Origin of the sequence: Bradyrhizobium sp. CSA207 (genome assembly GCF_029051685.1) — a bacterium.
In the GTDB taxonomy this organism is placed as follows: Bacteria; Pseudomonadota; Alphaproteobacteria; order Rhizobiales; family Xanthobacteraceae; genus Bradyrhizobium.
Window position 1 is genome coordinate 15,308 of the sequence record NZ_JAACFT010000028.1, and the last position, 16,361, is coordinate 31,668.

Consider the following 16,361-nt stretch of genomic DNA (forward strand, 5'->3'; position numbering starts at 1 on the left):
ACCACTAGCTAGGTCCAGCGGGCTTCCATAGCGATCCTTCAAGAACCTGGCGGCGCGCTCATGGATTCCTAGTTTTGAGCCAACAACGCCGCGTGGATTGTAGCTATCGACGACTCAAGCCAAGCTGAATACGCCGGAGAAGACTGGCAGCTCATATCGGGCGACAATATTGTTGAAGCGAACATGGGTATCTATCAGCTCTTCGAGATCGAACGAGAATGGAATGCCCATTTGCTTTACGACGAACGGTGTCAACACCGTCGGAGCAGGTGCTACGCCGATCTTCGCCAATTCTTCCAATCCATTAATCGTGTTCTCTGCAGCCTCAATTCCGGCCAGAAGGCAGCTTCCGGCTCCGAACCGACCAAACACGTCGACTGCGTCGGTAAAGATCGGCATGTACTCTTCAAAAGTGTATTCGCCCTTCAGGCCACGGATATACTTTCTTCGCATTCCGGCATCGACGATATCGACCCCCGTGTTGAATCGCGAAACGCCAGCATCTCTCAGAACTGAAAGGTAATTTCTTCGCTTATTTATCCCTGTCGTTTCGGATGCCCGGCGGAACCACCTGGGATACGTAAATACTCTTTGTATACCCCGCCTCTCTGAGCCGACGAGAGATTGTCGAATGTCGGTCCAATTCGGTCTTCTCATCCTTGATGCTTCCAGTGCATAGCCAAACGATATCGTATTTGTCATCAAACGTGTGGCCATTCCTGTCCGCATAATTCAAACACTCCTGAAAATTGGCCTTGTAATTAGTATCACCTCCTTGAATGGCCAGCGCCTCCCATTCATTTTCTTTAAAACAGAATTCGCGCGAATAACAGCAGTAAACATGATAATCGAACACGAAACTCCGGGCGCCATTCGCGCGCATCATACCGAAATTGTACATACCCGTAGGCGAGCGTTCGGGGTCAATATGTTGTCGACAACGGACTTGTTCAATCTCGTCGTTTATGGATGCAAGGAGGACCTCTCCGTCAAACATAAATGGCGAGTTCGAATTGATCCGTACGGTGATCTTTTTGACGAACTGCGGGCCAAATATTTCGATTTCGAGTCTCGGTATGATTTGCCCAAGAATTGGAAATGATATATCGGTCGTGAGAAGTTGAATTCCGTCTCTCAGTGCGCCAAGTCTGAAGACTTCCTCGATACGAACACCGTGCCTATTTTTGAGTGCAAGATCGAATTTTGCGATCCTCTTTTTCTGAATGCTCATGGCCGCACTCCACCTGCTGCAACGGATTCCTTAGATCGACCGAGCGCCATGCCTGCGACTTAAAATCCGTCACACGCCATGGCGGCCCCGACGAGATTGCTTGCTTTTGATGTCTGGGGCTTGCAGTGCTGCAGCTGCTTTCATGAAACGGCGACTTCCTTTGTCGAACTGCTTCAGCCTTGCATCCTTCCTCACTAATGATCAGAAAGCGATCATGCGCGCCAGGCGCGGATCGAGATTTGGTTGTGGATGCGCCATCAAGGCCGAGCAGGTGGATCAGCCGAAGCGCTGCGGCGAGATCAATCCGAGTAACCTGCAGTCCATCCTTGCTGGCCGATGCGCGCGCACGAGTTGTCATCACTTCCCAGTCTCTCAGTTGTGACGTTAAACGTGCGCCACGGTGGTCACAATTTACTCCATGCGATTTCACGACGGCCGTGATCGCAACAGATTGTTTGCCACTTATAGGCAATCGGCGTGCCACAAGAGATGCTGTGCGAGCCGTTGACGAAACGATGCGCTTTGCACTGCGCCAACGTAGAACCGAGTCTCGGTGTCGGGTCTCTGCCATAAACTTATCAAACCGAACAGTGCTGAACGCGACAACACGGAGCGTTCATCGATATCGAAGCCTGGAGCATCGTTTCTTTTTAAGAACTTCAACAACTCGATGGCTCGATGACGCTTGAGGCGTTTGCCGATGACGGAAGCCCGAGGTGACATCGAGCGCTGCAGACAGCAGGCATCCACGGCGCACGTATCTGGGCCGCCCCGGTACCCCAGGCATCACCGCCAAGGCCGGTAGCTCGCGTTCGAGTGCCTGGATCTGGCTTTTCTCATCGATGCCGAAGGACAAGGACCCCGTTCGTCGCTGGATAGGTAGCTAGAGTCTGACCGGCGAAGCCGGATGCGCCCTGCACAACGGAAATGCATCGTTCTCTCCACTTGCAAACAAGATTTGAAACAACCAGGCCGCGTGTCATGATGAGGAATGACTGTACGATACGATATTCGATCCGAGACGAATGGCTGGACGGTTTACGACATCCGCACCGGTTTTGCTGCTGATCAATGACGTCGCCCAAAATGGCCTTCCCCTGGAAGACGCCGACGACCTGGCCGATCTGTTGAATCACCTACAATCAGAGCAAGCCTACGTCACTAAGGGCTTCGCGGGCGCCGCGATTTTCGCTCTGGTCGCCGCCCTTTGGTGTGGCGGAGGATAAACGTGTATCGACGGGAGCTTCCACGGGTCTTCGAACTTCGCGACTTGGTCCAGTATTCATCATCGCGAGACGCTATTTCCAGAATTTTGAGAAATCGCTGTCGGAGATCCCTCAAAAACTGAAGCAGTTCCCGCGACATCGAGCGGGACTTCCGATGTCGACGAAGGCCTTGGCCATGCCGTGAAGGCCCAGCGCGTTGTGCTGACCAGCGGTCAAGCCGCCAATCGGGGCGATTGGCGATGGTGGGGGCATATGATCTGCACGCGCTGACGGTGACAACTGCTGACTCTAGTAGGTTTGTTGTTCCCACGCATGAGCTAGTGACTAGGTCGTTTTGACAGACACGCCTCGCGCACCAACAGTGCAAGCCCTGCACAGGAGATCCTCTATGTCGTCGACCGCACTGCGCAGCAGCTCTCTTGCGTTGATCCTTTTTGCCAGCGGGATCGTGGGGAGCGCGCGGGCAGACAATCCGCCGCCGCGCGCCAATGCCACAACGCCAGCCGGCCAGAACGGCGGCCCCGGCGAACGCGCCGGCCAAGCGCCGAGTACGCCGTCGGCGGTCGAGCAGCATCGCCTGCCGCCGGACTCCAGCACCAGGCAAACGCTTGATCTCCCTGGGCGGACGCTCTCTTTCATCGCGACGGCCGGCTCCATCCGCCTGTTCGACGAGAAGGGCGAGCCGGAGGCCGACATCGTCTATACCTCCTATCAGCTTGACGGCACCGATCGCGGCACGCGCCCGGTAACGTTCTTCTTCAACGGAGGACCGGGCTCATCATCGGCCTGGCTGCAGCTCGGCAACGCCGGACCGTGGCGGCTGCCGATCAATGCAGACGAGGTCACGCCATCCACTTTTCCGGAGGTGAGGCCAAACGCGGAGACTTGGCTCGATTTCACCGATTTGGTGTTTATCGACCCCGTAGGCACAGGCTATAGCCGTTTCGTGGGAACCGGCGATGATGTGCGCAAGCGGCTCTTTTCCGTTGACGGCGACGTCAACGCGCTCGCGCTGGTGGTCCGTCGCTGGCTCGAAAAGCATGACCGGCTGTTGTCGCCGAAATACATCGTGGGTGAAAGCTATGGGGGCATTCGCGGGCCAAAGGTTGTGCACCAGTTGCAGATGCGGCAGGGCATAGGCGTCAAGGGCCTGATAATGGTCTCGCCACTCTTCGACTACGGCCAATATGCCCGCACTGGCCTGCTGCAATACATCGCAACACTGCCGAGCTATGTCGCGACCCTGCGTGAAGCCGAGGGTCCGGTAAAGCGAGCCGATCTCGCCGACGTGGAAGCTTATGCACGCGGAGAGTTTCTGATCGACCTAATCAAAGGTCAGGCGGACAAGGAAGCGACCACGCGCCTGGCCGACAAGGTCGCGGCGCTGACCGGCATCGATCAGGCGGTGAGTCGCAGGCTCGCGGGCCGCTTCGACCTCGCCGCGTTTCGCCGTGAGTTCGATCGTAAGAACGGCATGTTAATCGGCAAATATGACGCCTCAGTGCGTGGCCTCGATCCGTTCCCGGACTCGGATTTCTATCTTTCCGGCGATTCGTCGAGCGACACGCTGCTCGCACCTCTGACCAGCGCCACTGTCGATCTCCTTACGCGCAAGCTAAACTGGTGGCCGGACGGCTCCTATGAGCTAGTCAACCACGCGGTCGGGCAGGCGTGGGATTACGGCCGCGGGCCTCCGGAGTCGCTGTCGGAGCTGCGCCAGATTCTCGCAACGGACCCGAAGATGAAATTGCTAGTCGGGCACGGCCTGTTTGACCTCGTCACGCCTTATTTCGGATCACAGATCGTGCTCGACCAATTGCCGCCATTTGCTTCAGCACCGCGCGTCAAACTCGTAGTCTATCCAGGCGGCCACATGTTCTATTCACGAGATGGCTCGCGCCACGCGTTTCGTGCAGAGGCCGAAGCGATGATGAAGTAACCCGCACCGAGAACTAGGTCACAAGCATGCTCGTGTTCGCACGAGCATAGTTATAGATGAAGCTGATCATGGCGCCGGCTTCGAGGCAAACTCCCTGGATGGCCGTGAGATCGATCTCTTTGCCGACCAGCCAGCTATGGATATCGCTTCGGCAATGATCTTGCCCTTGCCGTTGACTACGCAGATGGCGGTTTTGCGCTGAGAAATATCAAGCCCGACGTGTAAGTTCATGGTTCCCCCGGTTTTGGTTATGGACCAGGGGAGCCTCCTCCTTGTCGCTTGTGCCGCATCATTGTTGCCGACTCGGGTGAGGTTTGCCTTTCCCGACTCTGCGGGCGCTTGAAAACGGTTTCTTGAGTGTTCCTATCTACCCTTGCATTGCGTCAATCTTGTACAACCATCAAATTTCTACTGCCGTGGTAAATCTCCTCAGAGAGCAGTTCTGCACAACTGGCATCTTAGGAGCGTCAATGGGAAGCACCTCTGAGTGTCGTTCACAGCTAGTCGTAACTGTACACGGAATACCGAGAGGTTCGCGTTGCGCGAGGCAGTCTTACCCTTACGCGGTATTCCGCCGATAGTTCTGGCTACGCCCGCGCCGATCACGCACCGTACCGCCGAGGAAAATTTGGGGCTCGGTTACCTGGCGAGTATTCTCAGAAGCAAGGGGGCGAATGTCCAAATCATCGACGGTTGGCTGGGCGGTCTGACGAGCGACGAGATCGCAGATTCGATAGCCCGGCTGCCGGTTCCGCTGTGGATCGGATTTTCCTGCTATGGCTCGGGCAATCGAAGTCATGCAGCTGCTTCGTCAGCGTGGTCTACAAACCCCGATGATCGCCGGCGGCTACGGGCCGACCTTTCACCTGGATGAGTTCCTGAACGCTGGGTTCGACGTCGTGGTCCTCGGCGAGGCCGAAGAAACTGTCTGCGAGTTGAGCGAGCACTTCGCATTCGGTAAACTGGACCTCTCCGACATTTCAGGTATCAGCTACAAACACGACGGCAAGATCGTTCGTAGCGGGCGCAGGCCAGCGGTCGCGAACCTTGACGCCATACCTTTTCCTAGCCGCGACGCGATCCGCGCCTCACTTGAGCGGCGGAGCGCTGTGCCCGTGCTTTCGTCACGCGGCTGCGCGGCCCACTGCACGTTCTGCTCGATCGTTGCCTTTGCGAAGGTATCGGATGGTTCGCATTGGAGGCAGCGTTCGATCGAAAACGTCGTCGACGAGCTGGAGCAGGTTAGCCGCCTCGGGGCGACGTGTTTCAAAGTCATCGACGACAGCCTTATTGAGCCGCCTCGAGACGAGCTGTGGTGCCGTGAACTTGCCGACGATATTCAATCGCGAGGCCTGCGCGTGCGCTTGCGAGGTTCGATCAGAGCGGATCGCGTGACCGACGAGGCAATTAGGCAGCTCAAGCGAGCGGGCTTCTTCGCGTTTTCGTGCGGTATTGAGAATTATTCGGAATCCGCATTGAAGAGGATGGCGAAGAGTGCAAGCGTTGATCAAAACCTGCAAGCCCTTGATGTCTTCAAGAAACACGGCATCTACGTGCAAGCCGGGCACATTCTCTTTGATCACGGCGCGACGATGGAAGAGTTGCGGGAAAATCACCGTCGCATGTCGGACTACGTTTGGACGATCAGCAAGGGAATTTTCTCCGAGATGTATGCGGCCGAAGGAACGCCGTTCACGAGGCTGCTGCGAAAACGAAATCTGATCGACGCCAACGACGATGGGAGTGGCAGCCGAAACTATCGTCTGGCCGACGAAGACGTGGTTCAGGCCTATACGGGCCTAAAGCGCTGGCACAAGAGCCTCTTCGCCTTTACGACAAAGCGATCGACGCCATCAGCGCGCCAAAGGCACTCGAGGACGAGGACCTGGTCAAATTCCACGCGCTTGCGACCGAACTGCGGCGGCACGACCTCGCCTTCATGGAACTCCTCCTGGACGCCGTTGAGTCGCGTGAGCATGACGTCGATGGCCTTGTTGACGCTCAGGTCGCAGGGAACAAGATCAAATGCCAGACGCTGGCGACACGGGTTACCACGCCTACGCGTCGGCCGGGCTGGTGTATGACGCCGCACAGGCCGTAACCAAAAACGGCGAGTACGTGCAAAGCGCTTTCCGGTCTTCAAGGCCAGCAGTGCACGAGCGCCTGAACCGCGACGAGAGTTCGGAGACGATCAGCTCGCCGTCTGAGGTTGTTTAAGTGGGCAGATGGCGCGCAGCCCGACCGTAGGGTTCTATCATGCCAAGCCGGCGGCGGCCGACGCGGTAACGCGCCACCTGTTGGGCAAGGTGCTAGAGAGCGTTAGCCGATCAGGTTGCAAGTACCCTGCGGCCACGAAGTAGTTTGTGGATTCTGCGGGGGTGTAGGTGTCGACGATGCGGCCAACGGCATCCCAGAGACCATTGACCGTACGTTCGGCGGCCTTTCGCAAATTTGCTTTGAGCTTGGCGAAGGCATTCTCGATCGGGTTGAGGTCGGGGCTGTAGGGCGGAAGATAGAGGAGCGTCGCGCCAGCAGCTTCGATCATCTCGCGTATGCGCGGCCCTTTGTGGCTGGAGAGGTTGTCCATGATGACAATCGCGTCTTGCGGAAGCTCGGGAACGAGCACCTTTTCCACGTAAGTCTCGAAGGCATCACGGTTGCTAGGGCCATCGAGCACCCAGGGCGCGATGATGCCGCGCGTGGTTAGAGCAGCCACGCAGGTTGTTGTTTTCCAGTGGCCGTGCGGAACGGCGGCTCGTAGACGTTCGCCGCGCTGGCAGCGGCCATGTGTTCGCGCCATGTTGGTCGACGCCCAGGTCTCATCAATGAAGACGAGCCAGTCACGATCGAGCTTGCCTTGGCTCTCGCGCCAGGCTTCCCGCCGCGTCAAGACATCCGGGCGATCTTGCTCGGTGGCATGGGCGGTCTTTTTTTGCGCGTGATGTTGTGGCGCTCGAAGAAGCGACGGATCGTCCCATAGCCGAAGGAAAGATCTTCTTTGCTCAGGCTGTCACGCAATTCCTCGATGGTGATGTCAGGGGTTGCCTTGAGCAAGGCCATGATCCTCGCCTGATGGGCATCGATCCGGTGGGACTTGCGATCACCGCCATGAGCTCTTGGCTGGGCATCCCCTTGCTCTCGCTCTAGCATCCGCCATCGGCTGACGCTCGCCGCACTTACTTCAAACCGCTCGGCAGCCTGCCGGCCGGATACGCCGCCCGCAATGGTGGCAAGCCCTCGTTCCCGAAGTCCCTCGACAGCGGTTTCGCCATGCCCGCCGGCCTCCCGTCCCGGCGGGTAGCTTGAATCACCAAAACGCTGATTTGTGAATCCCCAACGATTCAGTCAGATGGGCTAACGCTCTAGTCACCATTAGCATCGACAAGTCCCGCGGTCAGAGCGCCAAAGATCAGTCCATCCACGCCTGACTCAGACCAAGGCCGTTGCGCTGAATTGGTTCGGCTTCAAGTGAATGATCGTGAACAAACCGTGGTGAGAACCCTCGTCCGCCCCCTCGAAACCGATTATCACTTGCCTCCCGGAAGCGCGGAAACCACAAACGAGGGTCTTCGATCTGGCGTTCGTTTCGGGACCCGCCACCAAATCGATCGAGAGAGCCCAGCAATCTCAAGAGATTGCTGGAGTTCGTTTTGAGTCGCTTTGGTCAAGCGATCAGTAACGGGAGGTGCCACCCGAATGTCCTCTGCACTGGCGCGTAAAGCCATAGCACGGGTTGATGCCGCATCCTGCATGCGTGCCCGACACCGTCGCCCTGCACTGCGCCGCTCGGTTTGCTGTCGCCCGCGATTGAAGAACGGACGACTTTAGATACCGACAACGAAATCCTGTCCCGCGTCGTGGGCCGGTTGTCGGTTCCAAACCAATGTTGTCGTGTTGACGACGCTAGGCAAAGCGAAAAATCAGAAATTTTCAGTCTGGCGCGTTGCTTGCTTTGTTTGCGCTGTCGGCGTCGATCGCCTGCGAAGGCATCGTGCATAGTTTGGCAACATTAAGCGAAGACGTGGAGACTGGCTGTGTCGCGAACTGAGATAGAGCGATTTGTCAACGATCTAGGGAAAAAGGGCAATCTGCTCGAGAACGCAAAACAGAGTGCTACAGGTCTTGCATCAATTGTAGCGGTCGGAAAAAGTCACGGCTACAATTTTACTCTTGATGAAGCGAAGAGTTACATCCGGTGTCGAAGCCGACAGGAGTTGATTAGTAAGCAGCTCGATGCGACTGCCGGCGCCAATCCTGATTCGAGTGTTGCGATCTCGAGCGGCGTTGTGCAGGCCGCCGGGTTGGCCAGGTCCGCTGCGGAGGTGCCCACGAGCGGCGTACAGGTCGCGGAAGCGCACTCTCACTTCGCCTCGGCAGTCGAGCCCGTCGCTGTTGTTCTGGTTGTTGTTGTTGCGGTCGTGGCCTGACATGCCTGTCGCTCTGACCGCATTGGCTCGTGCTCAAGGAGACGAGAAGTGCGACGAGAACATGAAAGCTGGCCTCGTCCGGGGTGAGATCATTGCCATTAGGCTTATAAGATGCTGCTTCAAGGTTTATCCGTAACGTGATGACGCGCGCTGCCACCGAACACTACCGACAGAGTTTTGACCGTCGCACCCCCGAGCAACTGCGCACCCTGTCGCACGTCAAGCGCTTCACGGAGCGGTTAGCCGGTGACGTGGAGTTCCGCAAGGCGCTTTCGGAGAACGTCGACGCCCCTCGCACGGTAACAGAGCGCTACGGCATCGAAGTTGACCCAATGGAAATGTTGCCGCTCTGGCACGGAGACTACCAAAAATACCGCTTCAAGCCGGAGTCTGCCCAGTGGCCGCTGGCTACGATGTGGGACGAGCATCTGCGCGAGATGTTGCGCCATCGCGACCTCCTGCGCGACGAAGGCGAAATGTCGACGATTAACCCTCGTTTCCATGCCTGGCGCGAGCGCCAAATCCGGCGCTGCAACGACGAATTGGGCGCATCGGCGCTGTCGGTCACGTACCCGATCATCGCTTTCGAGTTGAGCGAAGGCTGCACCGTTGGTTGCTGGTTCTGTGGCCTCTCTGCCGACCGGTTCAAAGGCTATTACGACTACAGCAAAGAGCAGGCAGAGCGTTGGCGTGGCGTAGTTGGCGTCGCGAGCGAGGTGTTTGGTTCGGCAGCCCGTACTGGCTTCTGCTACTGGGCTACAGATCCTATGGACAACCCACACTACGATCGCTTTCTGTTCGACTACTATCGGATCACGGGCGCATTGCCGCAGACAACGACCGCTGCGCCGCTTAAGGATCAGGCACTCACCAGACGCGTGCTCAGACTGTCCAGCCTGTATGGCACCACGCCGAATCGTTTCTCCGTGCTGAGCAAAGCACATCTCAATCAGATTCATATGACGTTTTCGCCAGAGGAGCTGCTAGGGGTCGAACTCGTCCTGCAGGGCAAGGAGGCGCCGACCGCAAAGGCTTTCGCCGGACGCGCGCGCGAGCGGAAGGGGAAGCTCAGGTCCGCCATCAAAGATGATGCAATCGCGTTGCTGGAACGCGATCATACCACGATCGCCTGTGTTTCCGGCTTCCTCGTAAATATGCAGCAGGGACGTTTGCAACTGGTGACGCCGGTACCGGGGAGCGAACGCTGGCCTCTCGGTTACCGCATCTTGGGTGAACGTTTCTTCAGGACGCCTGACGAGTTCCGGGAGGGGCTGCAGAGCATGATCGACCAGTATATGCTCGAGAGCCCAGCCACCCACCTGCCGATCCGCTTCCGCAGAGACCTGCAATACAAAGCAGGGAACCGGTACTTCCAGCTCCGCGCCCGCAACATGGAATACCGGGTGCCCGACCACGTCGCTCCGATTTCCGTTGGCGATCTCATCGCGTTCGGCAACTGCACAGCGTCGGAGCTGGTTATGCGGGTCACGACTGACGGAACGAGCGTACTTGCAGTCGCTGACTTGCTCGATCGGTTGTACGCGGCCGGGGTAATCGAAGACGACCTCGACGACCGCTTCGCCTGGCAGACCAGCAATTGGACGACGAGCCGCATCGAAGCTGCCAAGTACGCAGGCTCCCGCACGGACGGACGTAGATCATGCCGATTCGCACTGAGGTACTACGTCAGTATCAAGGAGCTGCGGCATCTTGCCATCTCGCAGTGTGGAGTGGGGTGGCAAGCCGTTTCGCATCCACCGTCCGCGGCTTCATGGCGCGCACAACCGACGTGACCGCAGAACTTGTTCTTGGCGTGCCGGGCTCTCCTAGGCTGCTCGAACTCATTCGGTCTACCACCTGCCTGAGCTCCGCCGGATGGGCTTTGGTAGCTCCACGCTGGAGGCGACCGAAGGACTTCCGCGCTCGCGCTTCGAGCCAAGTCCTGATTTTTTGCACATCGGCGAGTACGACTGGAACGCTGCACGCTCTTCGTCAAGAACGGCTCGACCCGACCCTTGGTCAATCAACTAGTCTGCCAGACGACCGTGCCGCTGGCTGTAGAGGCCGTAGCGCGTCGTGGCGCCTGAGCTTCACTGTCGGTCGTGCTACTAGCTTGCGACGCTCTTGGATTTTGATAAAGCCCGTATGAATGACGACGTCAATCCGTTCATTGATGATGAGAAACAGTGAGCCGTGCTCGGGCGTGGCGCCGCTTAATGTCGGGAGCGGGGCGGTGTGTCGGCTCATTCACCGCTCAGCTCGAGCAACCTCCGCTGGACTTGCGCGTTCATGCTTTCCAATCTCCAGGCAACGAACGTGACACGGAACCATGGCTCGAAGCGCGCCGCCTATGGCATTCGCTGAATTAGTTGACTTCATGTTCACGGCTCCAATCACGGAGCGCGCAGAAGTTCGCATTGCCGTCCAGCGCATGAGGCTGTGGCCGGGCGAACGCGCCCAGCCTACATCACCAGAAATAATGTGGCATCACATGAGTATCGATGTGCCAATCGTCTTAGTCAACATGCCTATGTCGGCGGTCGAAAGACCGTCCTTGGCGCTTGGTCTGCTGAAGTCAGCGCTGACCCAGGCTGGTCTGCAAGCCACTATAGCATATCCCAACATCTGGTTTTTGGAATACATAGGCATTGCCGACTATGGGCCTCTTGAGAGTTGCCCGCCAGAGGAGGCGCTGGTTGATTGGCTGTTCGCGGGGGTTGCTTTTCCCGACTTCGAGCCTGAAGAAAGCGCCTTTCTCGACCTTTATTTCGAGCGCAACCCGATACACGCAGGCAAGTCTTTGGCCGAGCGTCGCGCGAATTTCCTCAGGCTGCGCTCGCTAATCGGCGGGTTTATTGATTGGACGGCTGACAAGATATTGGAGCAACGGCCGGCCATGGTCGGGTGCAGCTCGACCTTCACCCAGCATGTTCCCTCGCTCGCGTTGCTGCGCCGACTGAGCGAGCGCTCACCGGATCTTGTCACTCTCATGGGCGGCGCAAACTGCGAGGCGGTAATGGGGCGGAGCACTCACATGCGTTTCCCATGGGTCGACTATGTCGTGTCGGGCGAGGCCGACTTACTCATCGGCCCGCTGTGTTGGGACATCCTTAATCGCGGCAGAGACATTCCGCCTGCTGACCTGCCATTCGGCGTTTTCGGTCCGGCGCATCGCGAGGCCGGTTATCCGGCGGCGTCGACGCGCGACTTAGTGCCCCGCGCAGTGATCGAGAACATGGGTGACCTGCCGCTGCCCGATTTCTCGGACTATTTTGCCGAGCTCAACGCGTCGCTCTACGCCGACCGCATCCATGCCGGGCTGCCGATGGAGTTCTCTCGAGGCTGCTGGTGGGGCGAGCGGAGCCACTGCATGTTTTGTGGGCTGAACGGCGGATCGATGACCTATCGCCAGAAGCCCGCGGGGCAGGCCGCAGAGGAGATGATTGAGATGTCGGCGCGCTACGGTTCGTCACGCATCGAAGCGGTGGACAATATTCTGGCCACTGACTACCTTGAAAAGGCGCTGCCTCGCCTCACCGCGCTACCCGAAAAGCTCGCGATCTTCTTTGAGGTCAAAGCCAACCTGAAGCGCCACGAAGTGGAGAAGCTGGCTGCCGCCGGCGTCCGCTGGATTCAACCGGGTATTGAGAGCCTGGATACTCGTGTTTTGAAGCTGATGCGCAAAGGAACGAGCTCAGCGCATAATGTCCAGCTCTTGAAGTGGTGCCGTCAGCACGGTGTGCGGGTCAGTTGGAGTTTGCTGTGGGGCTTCCCCGGCGAGAGCGACCCATGGTATGCGGAAATGGCTCCTTTGCTACCGCTGCTGCATCATCTACAGCCGGGACCTGCGGTGCGTTTGCGGTACCAGCGCTACAGCCCCTATCACTACGCAGCCGAGAAACATGGATTGAAGCTGCGCCCGGCCGTCTCCTATCGCTACGTCTATCCGTTGTCGGAGCGCGATCTGGCGGATCAGGTTTACTACTTCGAAGACAGTGAAGACGACGATGTCGGCGGTCATTTCGCGGCGCGCGACGCCAGTCGCCGCCCGGGGTTAAGGGCTGTCGCCAAGGGTATCGATGCCTGGCTGAAAGCTTGGTACGAGCCGAAGTTGTCTATGCTGTCGATGCGGGACAGCGGCGACGAGATCATAGTCGAGGACACGCGAGCCATTGCAGTCGAGCGCGAACACCGGGTCAGGGGCCTCGAGCGGGAAATTCTTCTGGCTGCGGACGAAGGCTCGCCTGAAACCCGCCTGCGCGAACAGCTGAGCGGGACGAATGTAATGCAGGCCGAGATTGAGGCTGCGATAGCTGACATGATCGCTCGCAAATTGATTGTGCGGCTGGACGCGCGGCTGGTTGGGCTCGCGCTCTGGCATCCATATACGCCAATCCCTCCGATGACTGCGTTCCCTGGAGGCTATTTCGACCGACGTGCCGCGCCATTGGGTACCTCGCGCGAATGAGGAAAACTGCGGGGGGCACCTCGGCGGCAGACGCTTCTTGTGGGGCGCACGACGAGATGCCAAGTATGGCGGAGCGAAGATTTCGAGCTTTTGGAAGTTTTTTCCCTGCATGTTCCTCTAAGCAAACCGATCTCTTGCTTCACCGACAGGATATTCTCCCCGCTCCCTTGCGAGAGAGCCAGCGTCGAGCGTGATGCCTGTCGCACGATTTCTCACTCGATGATGAGACCCTCAAAAATGGAGGCGAGAGCATTCTGACAAAGCAAGGGTGATCTCGGGCAATTGCTCTTTTGGCGATCGTCGCCATTGACCGTCCGTGTTGTTGTGTTGAGCTGTGTCTGGTTCAAGACGTCGATGTCCCAAGCCCGACAGTAAGACGGCAGCATTCCGCCAGCGCAGCGAGAGGCGCGTTGTTTCTCCAGGAAACGCTCGCAGAACGTCATTGGCACGTTGGTTGCTTGAGGGGGTGATCCGTTACGACTACGATGGCAACCCTTGTCTAAGAGTTCAGATGAAACTTGCTCGATTGATCCAAATCAGTGCCATGCTGATGCTGCCGCGCCCGTCACGTGCGTGGCCGTCGCGGGGCCTCTCATCTGCTGATGGCGTTTCGGTCTCCCGGCAAGGACAGGATTGCTCCGCCCCCCGGAACTGGATGGAACGACGCCAGTCAAGAGGTGCTGCGCACCATGTTCGAGGCGATGTACCGCGAGCCGTTCCAACAGATTGGTCTGGCGGACCTCCGCCTCCAGCTGAAGCGCGGCGATCTGACACCAGCAGCGAATGCGCAGGCAGTGTTTTCGGAGCTAACAGCCGACGGGATGCCGTCGGTGTTCGCTCGTAGATAGGCAATTAGCCGATGCAGGACGGTTGGGAACTTCGAGAAGCAATGAGGCGACGAGAAGAGCTCAAAGCCGAGATCTTCCGCGCTCAATCGGATCTGGCCAGGCGTAAGGCTGAGTTGGTGGACCTCGAGCACAGGACTCTGAAGAACCTTGACGCTAGCACAGAGCTGATCTGCTGGTAGCAGGGTTTGCCTGTCGCTCGCGCGATGAGGTCGCTTTGGCCTGATGGTCGGATTGTGTGATGGAAAGTTGGTGCTATGCAGAAAACGATCGATAGCAAGCTCGGAGTGGGTGCAGCTTCCGATGACATCCGGACAACCGCGAGTCCGGTGTCGCAATTTCGCGGGATCGATCATATTGCGATTGCTGTGCTCGACCTTGATGCCTCAATTCAATTCTTTCGGGACGTGCTAGCGTTTGAGTTGAAGCGCCGTTTTCACATCAAGGGTCGAGCGACGGGCATGCTATCTGCTGAGTTCGAGAGCAGGGGCATCAGGTTTGTTTTGTGTCAGGGTACTGAGCCGGCTTCTCAGGTCTCCGAGCTCGTGCGGCGTCACGGCGTTGGAGTTGCTCATATCGCTCTTGAGGTCGACGACGTGGATGCTGCTGTAGAGACCCTAAAGTCTCGTGGCCTGGGATTTGACACGAATGTGATACGTGGCCCTGGACTGACACAGGCCTTCTCGAGCCGCTCCATTGAGACGGGGCTTAGCTTCGAAATCATTCACCGAGATGGAGAGAGTGGTTTCCTCGAATCGAACGTCCAGCAGCTTTTTGACCAGCTTGAACAGTCCGGCAAATATTGAGCGAAGCGGCGTACGGCCTTAGACCTCCAGTCGTGCTCCGACGTAGGCGTGATTTCCATAGCTCCGTCCTCCTCCAAGGCTCCATGATGGATTTCCGGTTGCAAAGTTCGGCAATGAATTTCCTGAACGAGGTCTCGAGTCGGTTTCCCTCAGCTGTCTCGCTTGCGTCTGGTAGGCCGAGTGACCGGTTTTTCGATAGACTAAACCCCCATGCGCTGTTGAATGCATTCGGTGTGTACCAAAGGTATTGGGCTGGCGATCGTGGCCAAGTATGGTCTCAGTTATTGCAGTATGGTCGAACAGCGGGGATCATCAACGAGCTTGTTGCGCAACAGGTGCGATCCGATGAGGGGCTCCCCGCTAACGCGGATCGCGTCCTGATCACCTCAGGATGCCAGGAAGCGCTCGCTCTCTGCTTGCCGGCGCTGTGTCCCGAATCTTCCGATGTGCTCCTGGTCTGCAATCCCACCTATATTGGAGCAATTGGTGCAGCTAATGCTGCGAGGGTGCCTATTGCAGCGTTGTCCAACTCAGCGTCTTGCGTTGCAGACGCGATCGAGTCCGCCGTTTTGCAATTGGGCCGAAATGGTCGAAGTGCTCGGGCAATATATCTTATTCCCGATTTTGATAATCCGACAGGACGCGTCCTCGATGTGGTCGCACGACGGGAGATCCTCGAAGTGTGCGCCAAACATCGGATCGTCGTTTTGGAGGACAATCCATATGGGCCGTTTCGGTATGAAGGAGATGCGGTGCCTCCGATGGCCGTTTTGGATGAGGTCGGAAGTGTTATCTACCTGTCCACATTTTCCAAGACGCTAAGCCCAGCTCTTCGCGTCGGAGCAGCAATACTGCCCGATACCATCTTTGGAGACGCAGGTGCTTGCCGGACACTTTGGGAAGATCTGGTTCAGCGCAAGAGTTTCGTTACCGTGAATACGAGCCAAATTAGCCAAGCGATTGTGGCGGGGCTCTTGATCGAACAGCGGACAAGCTTACGTGGCTGGATCCGGCCAGCGCTGGATTGGTATCGTGCAAATCGCGACCTTATGTTGTGTCAGCTGGACGATGTGTTTTCGCCTTTGTCGGACCAGGTTCGATGGAATCGTCCTGCCGGCGGCTTCTTTCTGACTCTCGATCTTCCCTTCAGATTTGACGCGAACACCGCGGACGAGTGCGCAACGCATTACAATGTCATTGTTATGCCGATGAGCTTCTTCGCACTGGATAACTCTCAAGACTGCCGGATCCGATTGGCGTTCAGCTCGGTTGCTCCCGAGCAAATCTCGGCTGCTGTGAGAGGTTTAGGTCATTATGTGGCGCGGCGCGTCGGGCGGCAATTGCCCAGGCTACGCGACGGCTTGGCTGGAGCGTGAAGATGGCCGATCGGTCTCCTCCGCTGCACGCCGGCGCGCGTCT

At 57.7% G+C, this 16,361-nt stretch carries 12 protein-coding genes and 1 pseudogene; 9 read left to right on the forward strand and 4 right to left on the reverse strand.

Annotated features, from left to right (window positions below; genetic code table 11):
* Positions 1–114 precede the first annotated feature (114 nt).
* The 3 genes and pseudogenes from GWG65_RS28100 to GWG65_RS28110 form a co-directional block, all read right to left on the reverse strand.
* A complete protein-coding gene (locus tag GWG65_RS28100) occupies positions 115–453 on the reverse strand; it encodes a hypothetical protein (protein ID WP_275198800.1) in 339 nt (112 codons plus the stop codon).
* 79 nt (positions 454–532) lie between these two features.
* On the reverse strand, positions 533–1,231 hold the full coding sequence (locus GWG65_RS28105) for a hypothetical protein (protein WP_275198801.1): 699 nt from the start codon (positions 1,229–1,231) through the stop codon (positions 533–535).
* A gap of 636 nt (positions 1,232–1,867) precedes the next feature.
* A pseudogene (locus tag GWG65_RS28110) lies at positions 1,868–2,087 on the reverse strand (IS630 family transposase); the annotation flags it as partial.
* Between the two features lie 169 nt (positions 2,088–2,256).
* On the opposite strand from GWG65_RS28110, the gene GWG65_RS28115 reads away from it, so the two are divergent.
* The 3 genes from GWG65_RS28115 (at position 2,257) to GWG65_RS28125 (ending at position 6,480) form a co-directional block, all read left to right on the forward strand.
* Positions 2,257–2,457 carry a hypothetical protein gene (locus GWG65_RS28115; protein WP_275198802.1) on the forward strand — a complete coding sequence of 67 codons (201 nt, stop codon included), beginning with the start codon at positions 2,257–2,259 and terminating at the stop codon, positions 2,455–2,457.
* A gap of 388 nt (positions 2,458–2,845) precedes the next feature.
* Complete coding sequence (locus tag GWG65_RS28120; RefSeq protein WP_275198803.1) at positions 2,846–4,396, forward strand: peptidase S10; 1,551 nt, start codon at positions 2,846–2,848, stop codon at positions 4,394–4,396.
* 776 nt (positions 4,397–5,172) lie between these two features.
* Complete coding sequence (locus GWG65_RS28125; protein WP_275198804.1) at positions 5,173–6,480, forward strand: radical SAM protein; 1,308 nt, start codon at positions 5,173–5,175, stop codon at positions 6,478–6,480.
* A gap of 170 nt (positions 6,481–6,650) precedes the next feature.
* Here GWG65_RS28125 and GWG65_RS28130 read toward each other — a convergent pair.
* Positions 6,651–7,621 (reverse strand): IS630 family transposase gene (locus tag GWG65_RS28130; RefSeq protein WP_275198847.1). Its coding sequence is split into 2 segments (ribosomal slippage): positions 6,651–7,324 and positions 7,324–7,621, totalling 972 coding nucleotides; the frame shifts between segments, so codons are not numbered across the junction.
* A gap of 809 nt (positions 7,622–8,430) precedes the next feature.
* Here GWG65_RS28130 and GWG65_RS28135 point away from each other — a divergent pair.
* The 6 genes from GWG65_RS28135 (at position 8,431) to GWG65_RS28160 (ending at position 16,318) form a co-directional block, all read left to right on the forward strand.
* Positions 8,431–8,823, forward strand: a complete 393-nt coding sequence (locus GWG65_RS28135) for a Nif11 family protein (RefSeq protein WP_275198805.1) — start codon at positions 8,431–8,433, stop codon at positions 8,821–8,823.
* A gap of 140 nt (positions 8,824–8,963) precedes the next feature.
* Entirely contained in the window at positions 8,964–10,616 is a 1,653-nt protein-coding gene (locus GWG65_RS28140; RefSeq protein WP_275198806.1) for a radical SAM family RiPP maturation amino acid epimerase, read from the forward strand.
* Between the two features lie 698 nt (positions 10,617–11,314).
* On the forward strand, positions 11,315–13,291 hold the full coding sequence (locus GWG65_RS28145; RefSeq protein ID WP_275198807.1) for a RiPP maturation radical SAM C-methyltransferase: 1,977 nt from the start codon (positions 11,315–11,317) through the stop codon (positions 13,289–13,291).
* A gap of 689 nt (positions 13,292–13,980) precedes the next feature.
* Positions 13,981–14,139 (forward strand): hypothetical protein, encoded by a 159-nt coding sequence (locus tag GWG65_RS28150; protein ID WP_275198808.1) that lies wholly within the window; start codon positions 13,981–13,983, stop codon positions 14,137–14,139.
* A gap of 254 nt (positions 14,140–14,393) precedes the next feature.
* Positions 14,394–14,942, forward strand: a complete 549-nt coding sequence (locus tag GWG65_RS28155) for a VOC family protein (RefSeq protein WP_275198809.1) — start codon at positions 14,394–14,396, stop codon at positions 14,940–14,942.
* An 83-nt stretch (positions 14,943–15,025) separates the two neighbouring features.
* Positions 15,026–16,318 (forward strand): PLP-dependent aminotransferase family protein, encoded by a 1,293-nt coding sequence (locus tag GWG65_RS28160; RefSeq protein WP_275198810.1) that lies wholly within the window; start codon positions 15,026–15,028, stop codon positions 16,316–16,318.
* Positions 16,319–16,361 lie beyond the last annotated feature (43 nt).

Coding starts and splice junctions, on each gene's coding strand:
- GWG65_RS28100 (WP_275198800.1), bottom strand. CDS start 453: ATGCGAAGAAAGTATATCCGTGGCCTGAAGGGCGAATACACTTTTGAA.
- GWG65_RS28105 (WP_275198801.1), bottom strand. CDS start 1,231: ATGAGCATTCAGAAAAAGAGGATCGCAAAATTCGATCTTGCACTCAAA.
- GWG65_RS28115 (WP_275198802.1), top strand. CDS start 2,257: ATGGCTGGACGGTTTACGACATCCGCACCGGTTTTGCTGCTGATCAAT.
- GWG65_RS28120 (WP_275198803.1), top strand. CDS start 2,846: ATGTCGTCGACCGCACTGCGCAGCAGCTCTCTTGCGTTGATCCTTTTT.
- GWG65_RS28125 (WP_275198804.1), top strand. CDS start 5,173: ATGGCTCGGGCAATCGAAGTCATGCAGCTGCTTCGTCAGCGTGGTCTA.
- GWG65_RS28140 (WP_275198806.1), top strand. CDS start 8,964: ATGACGCGCGCTGCCACCGAACACTACCGACAGAGTTTTGACCGTCGC.
- GWG65_RS28145 (WP_275198807.1), top strand. CDS start 11,315: ATGAGTATCGATGTGCCAATCGTCTTAGTCAACATGCCTATGTCGGCG.
- GWG65_RS28150 (WP_275198808.1), top strand. CDS start 13,981: ATGTTCGAGGCGATGTACCGCGAGCCGTTCCAACAGATTGGTCTGGCG.
- GWG65_RS28155 (WP_275198809.1), top strand. CDS start 14,394: ATGCAGAAAACGATCGATAGCAAGCTCGGAGTGGGTGCAGCTTCCGAT.
- GWG65_RS28160 (WP_275198810.1), top strand. CDS start 15,026: ATGATGGATTTCCGGTTGCAAAGTTCGGCAATGAATTTCCTGAACGAG.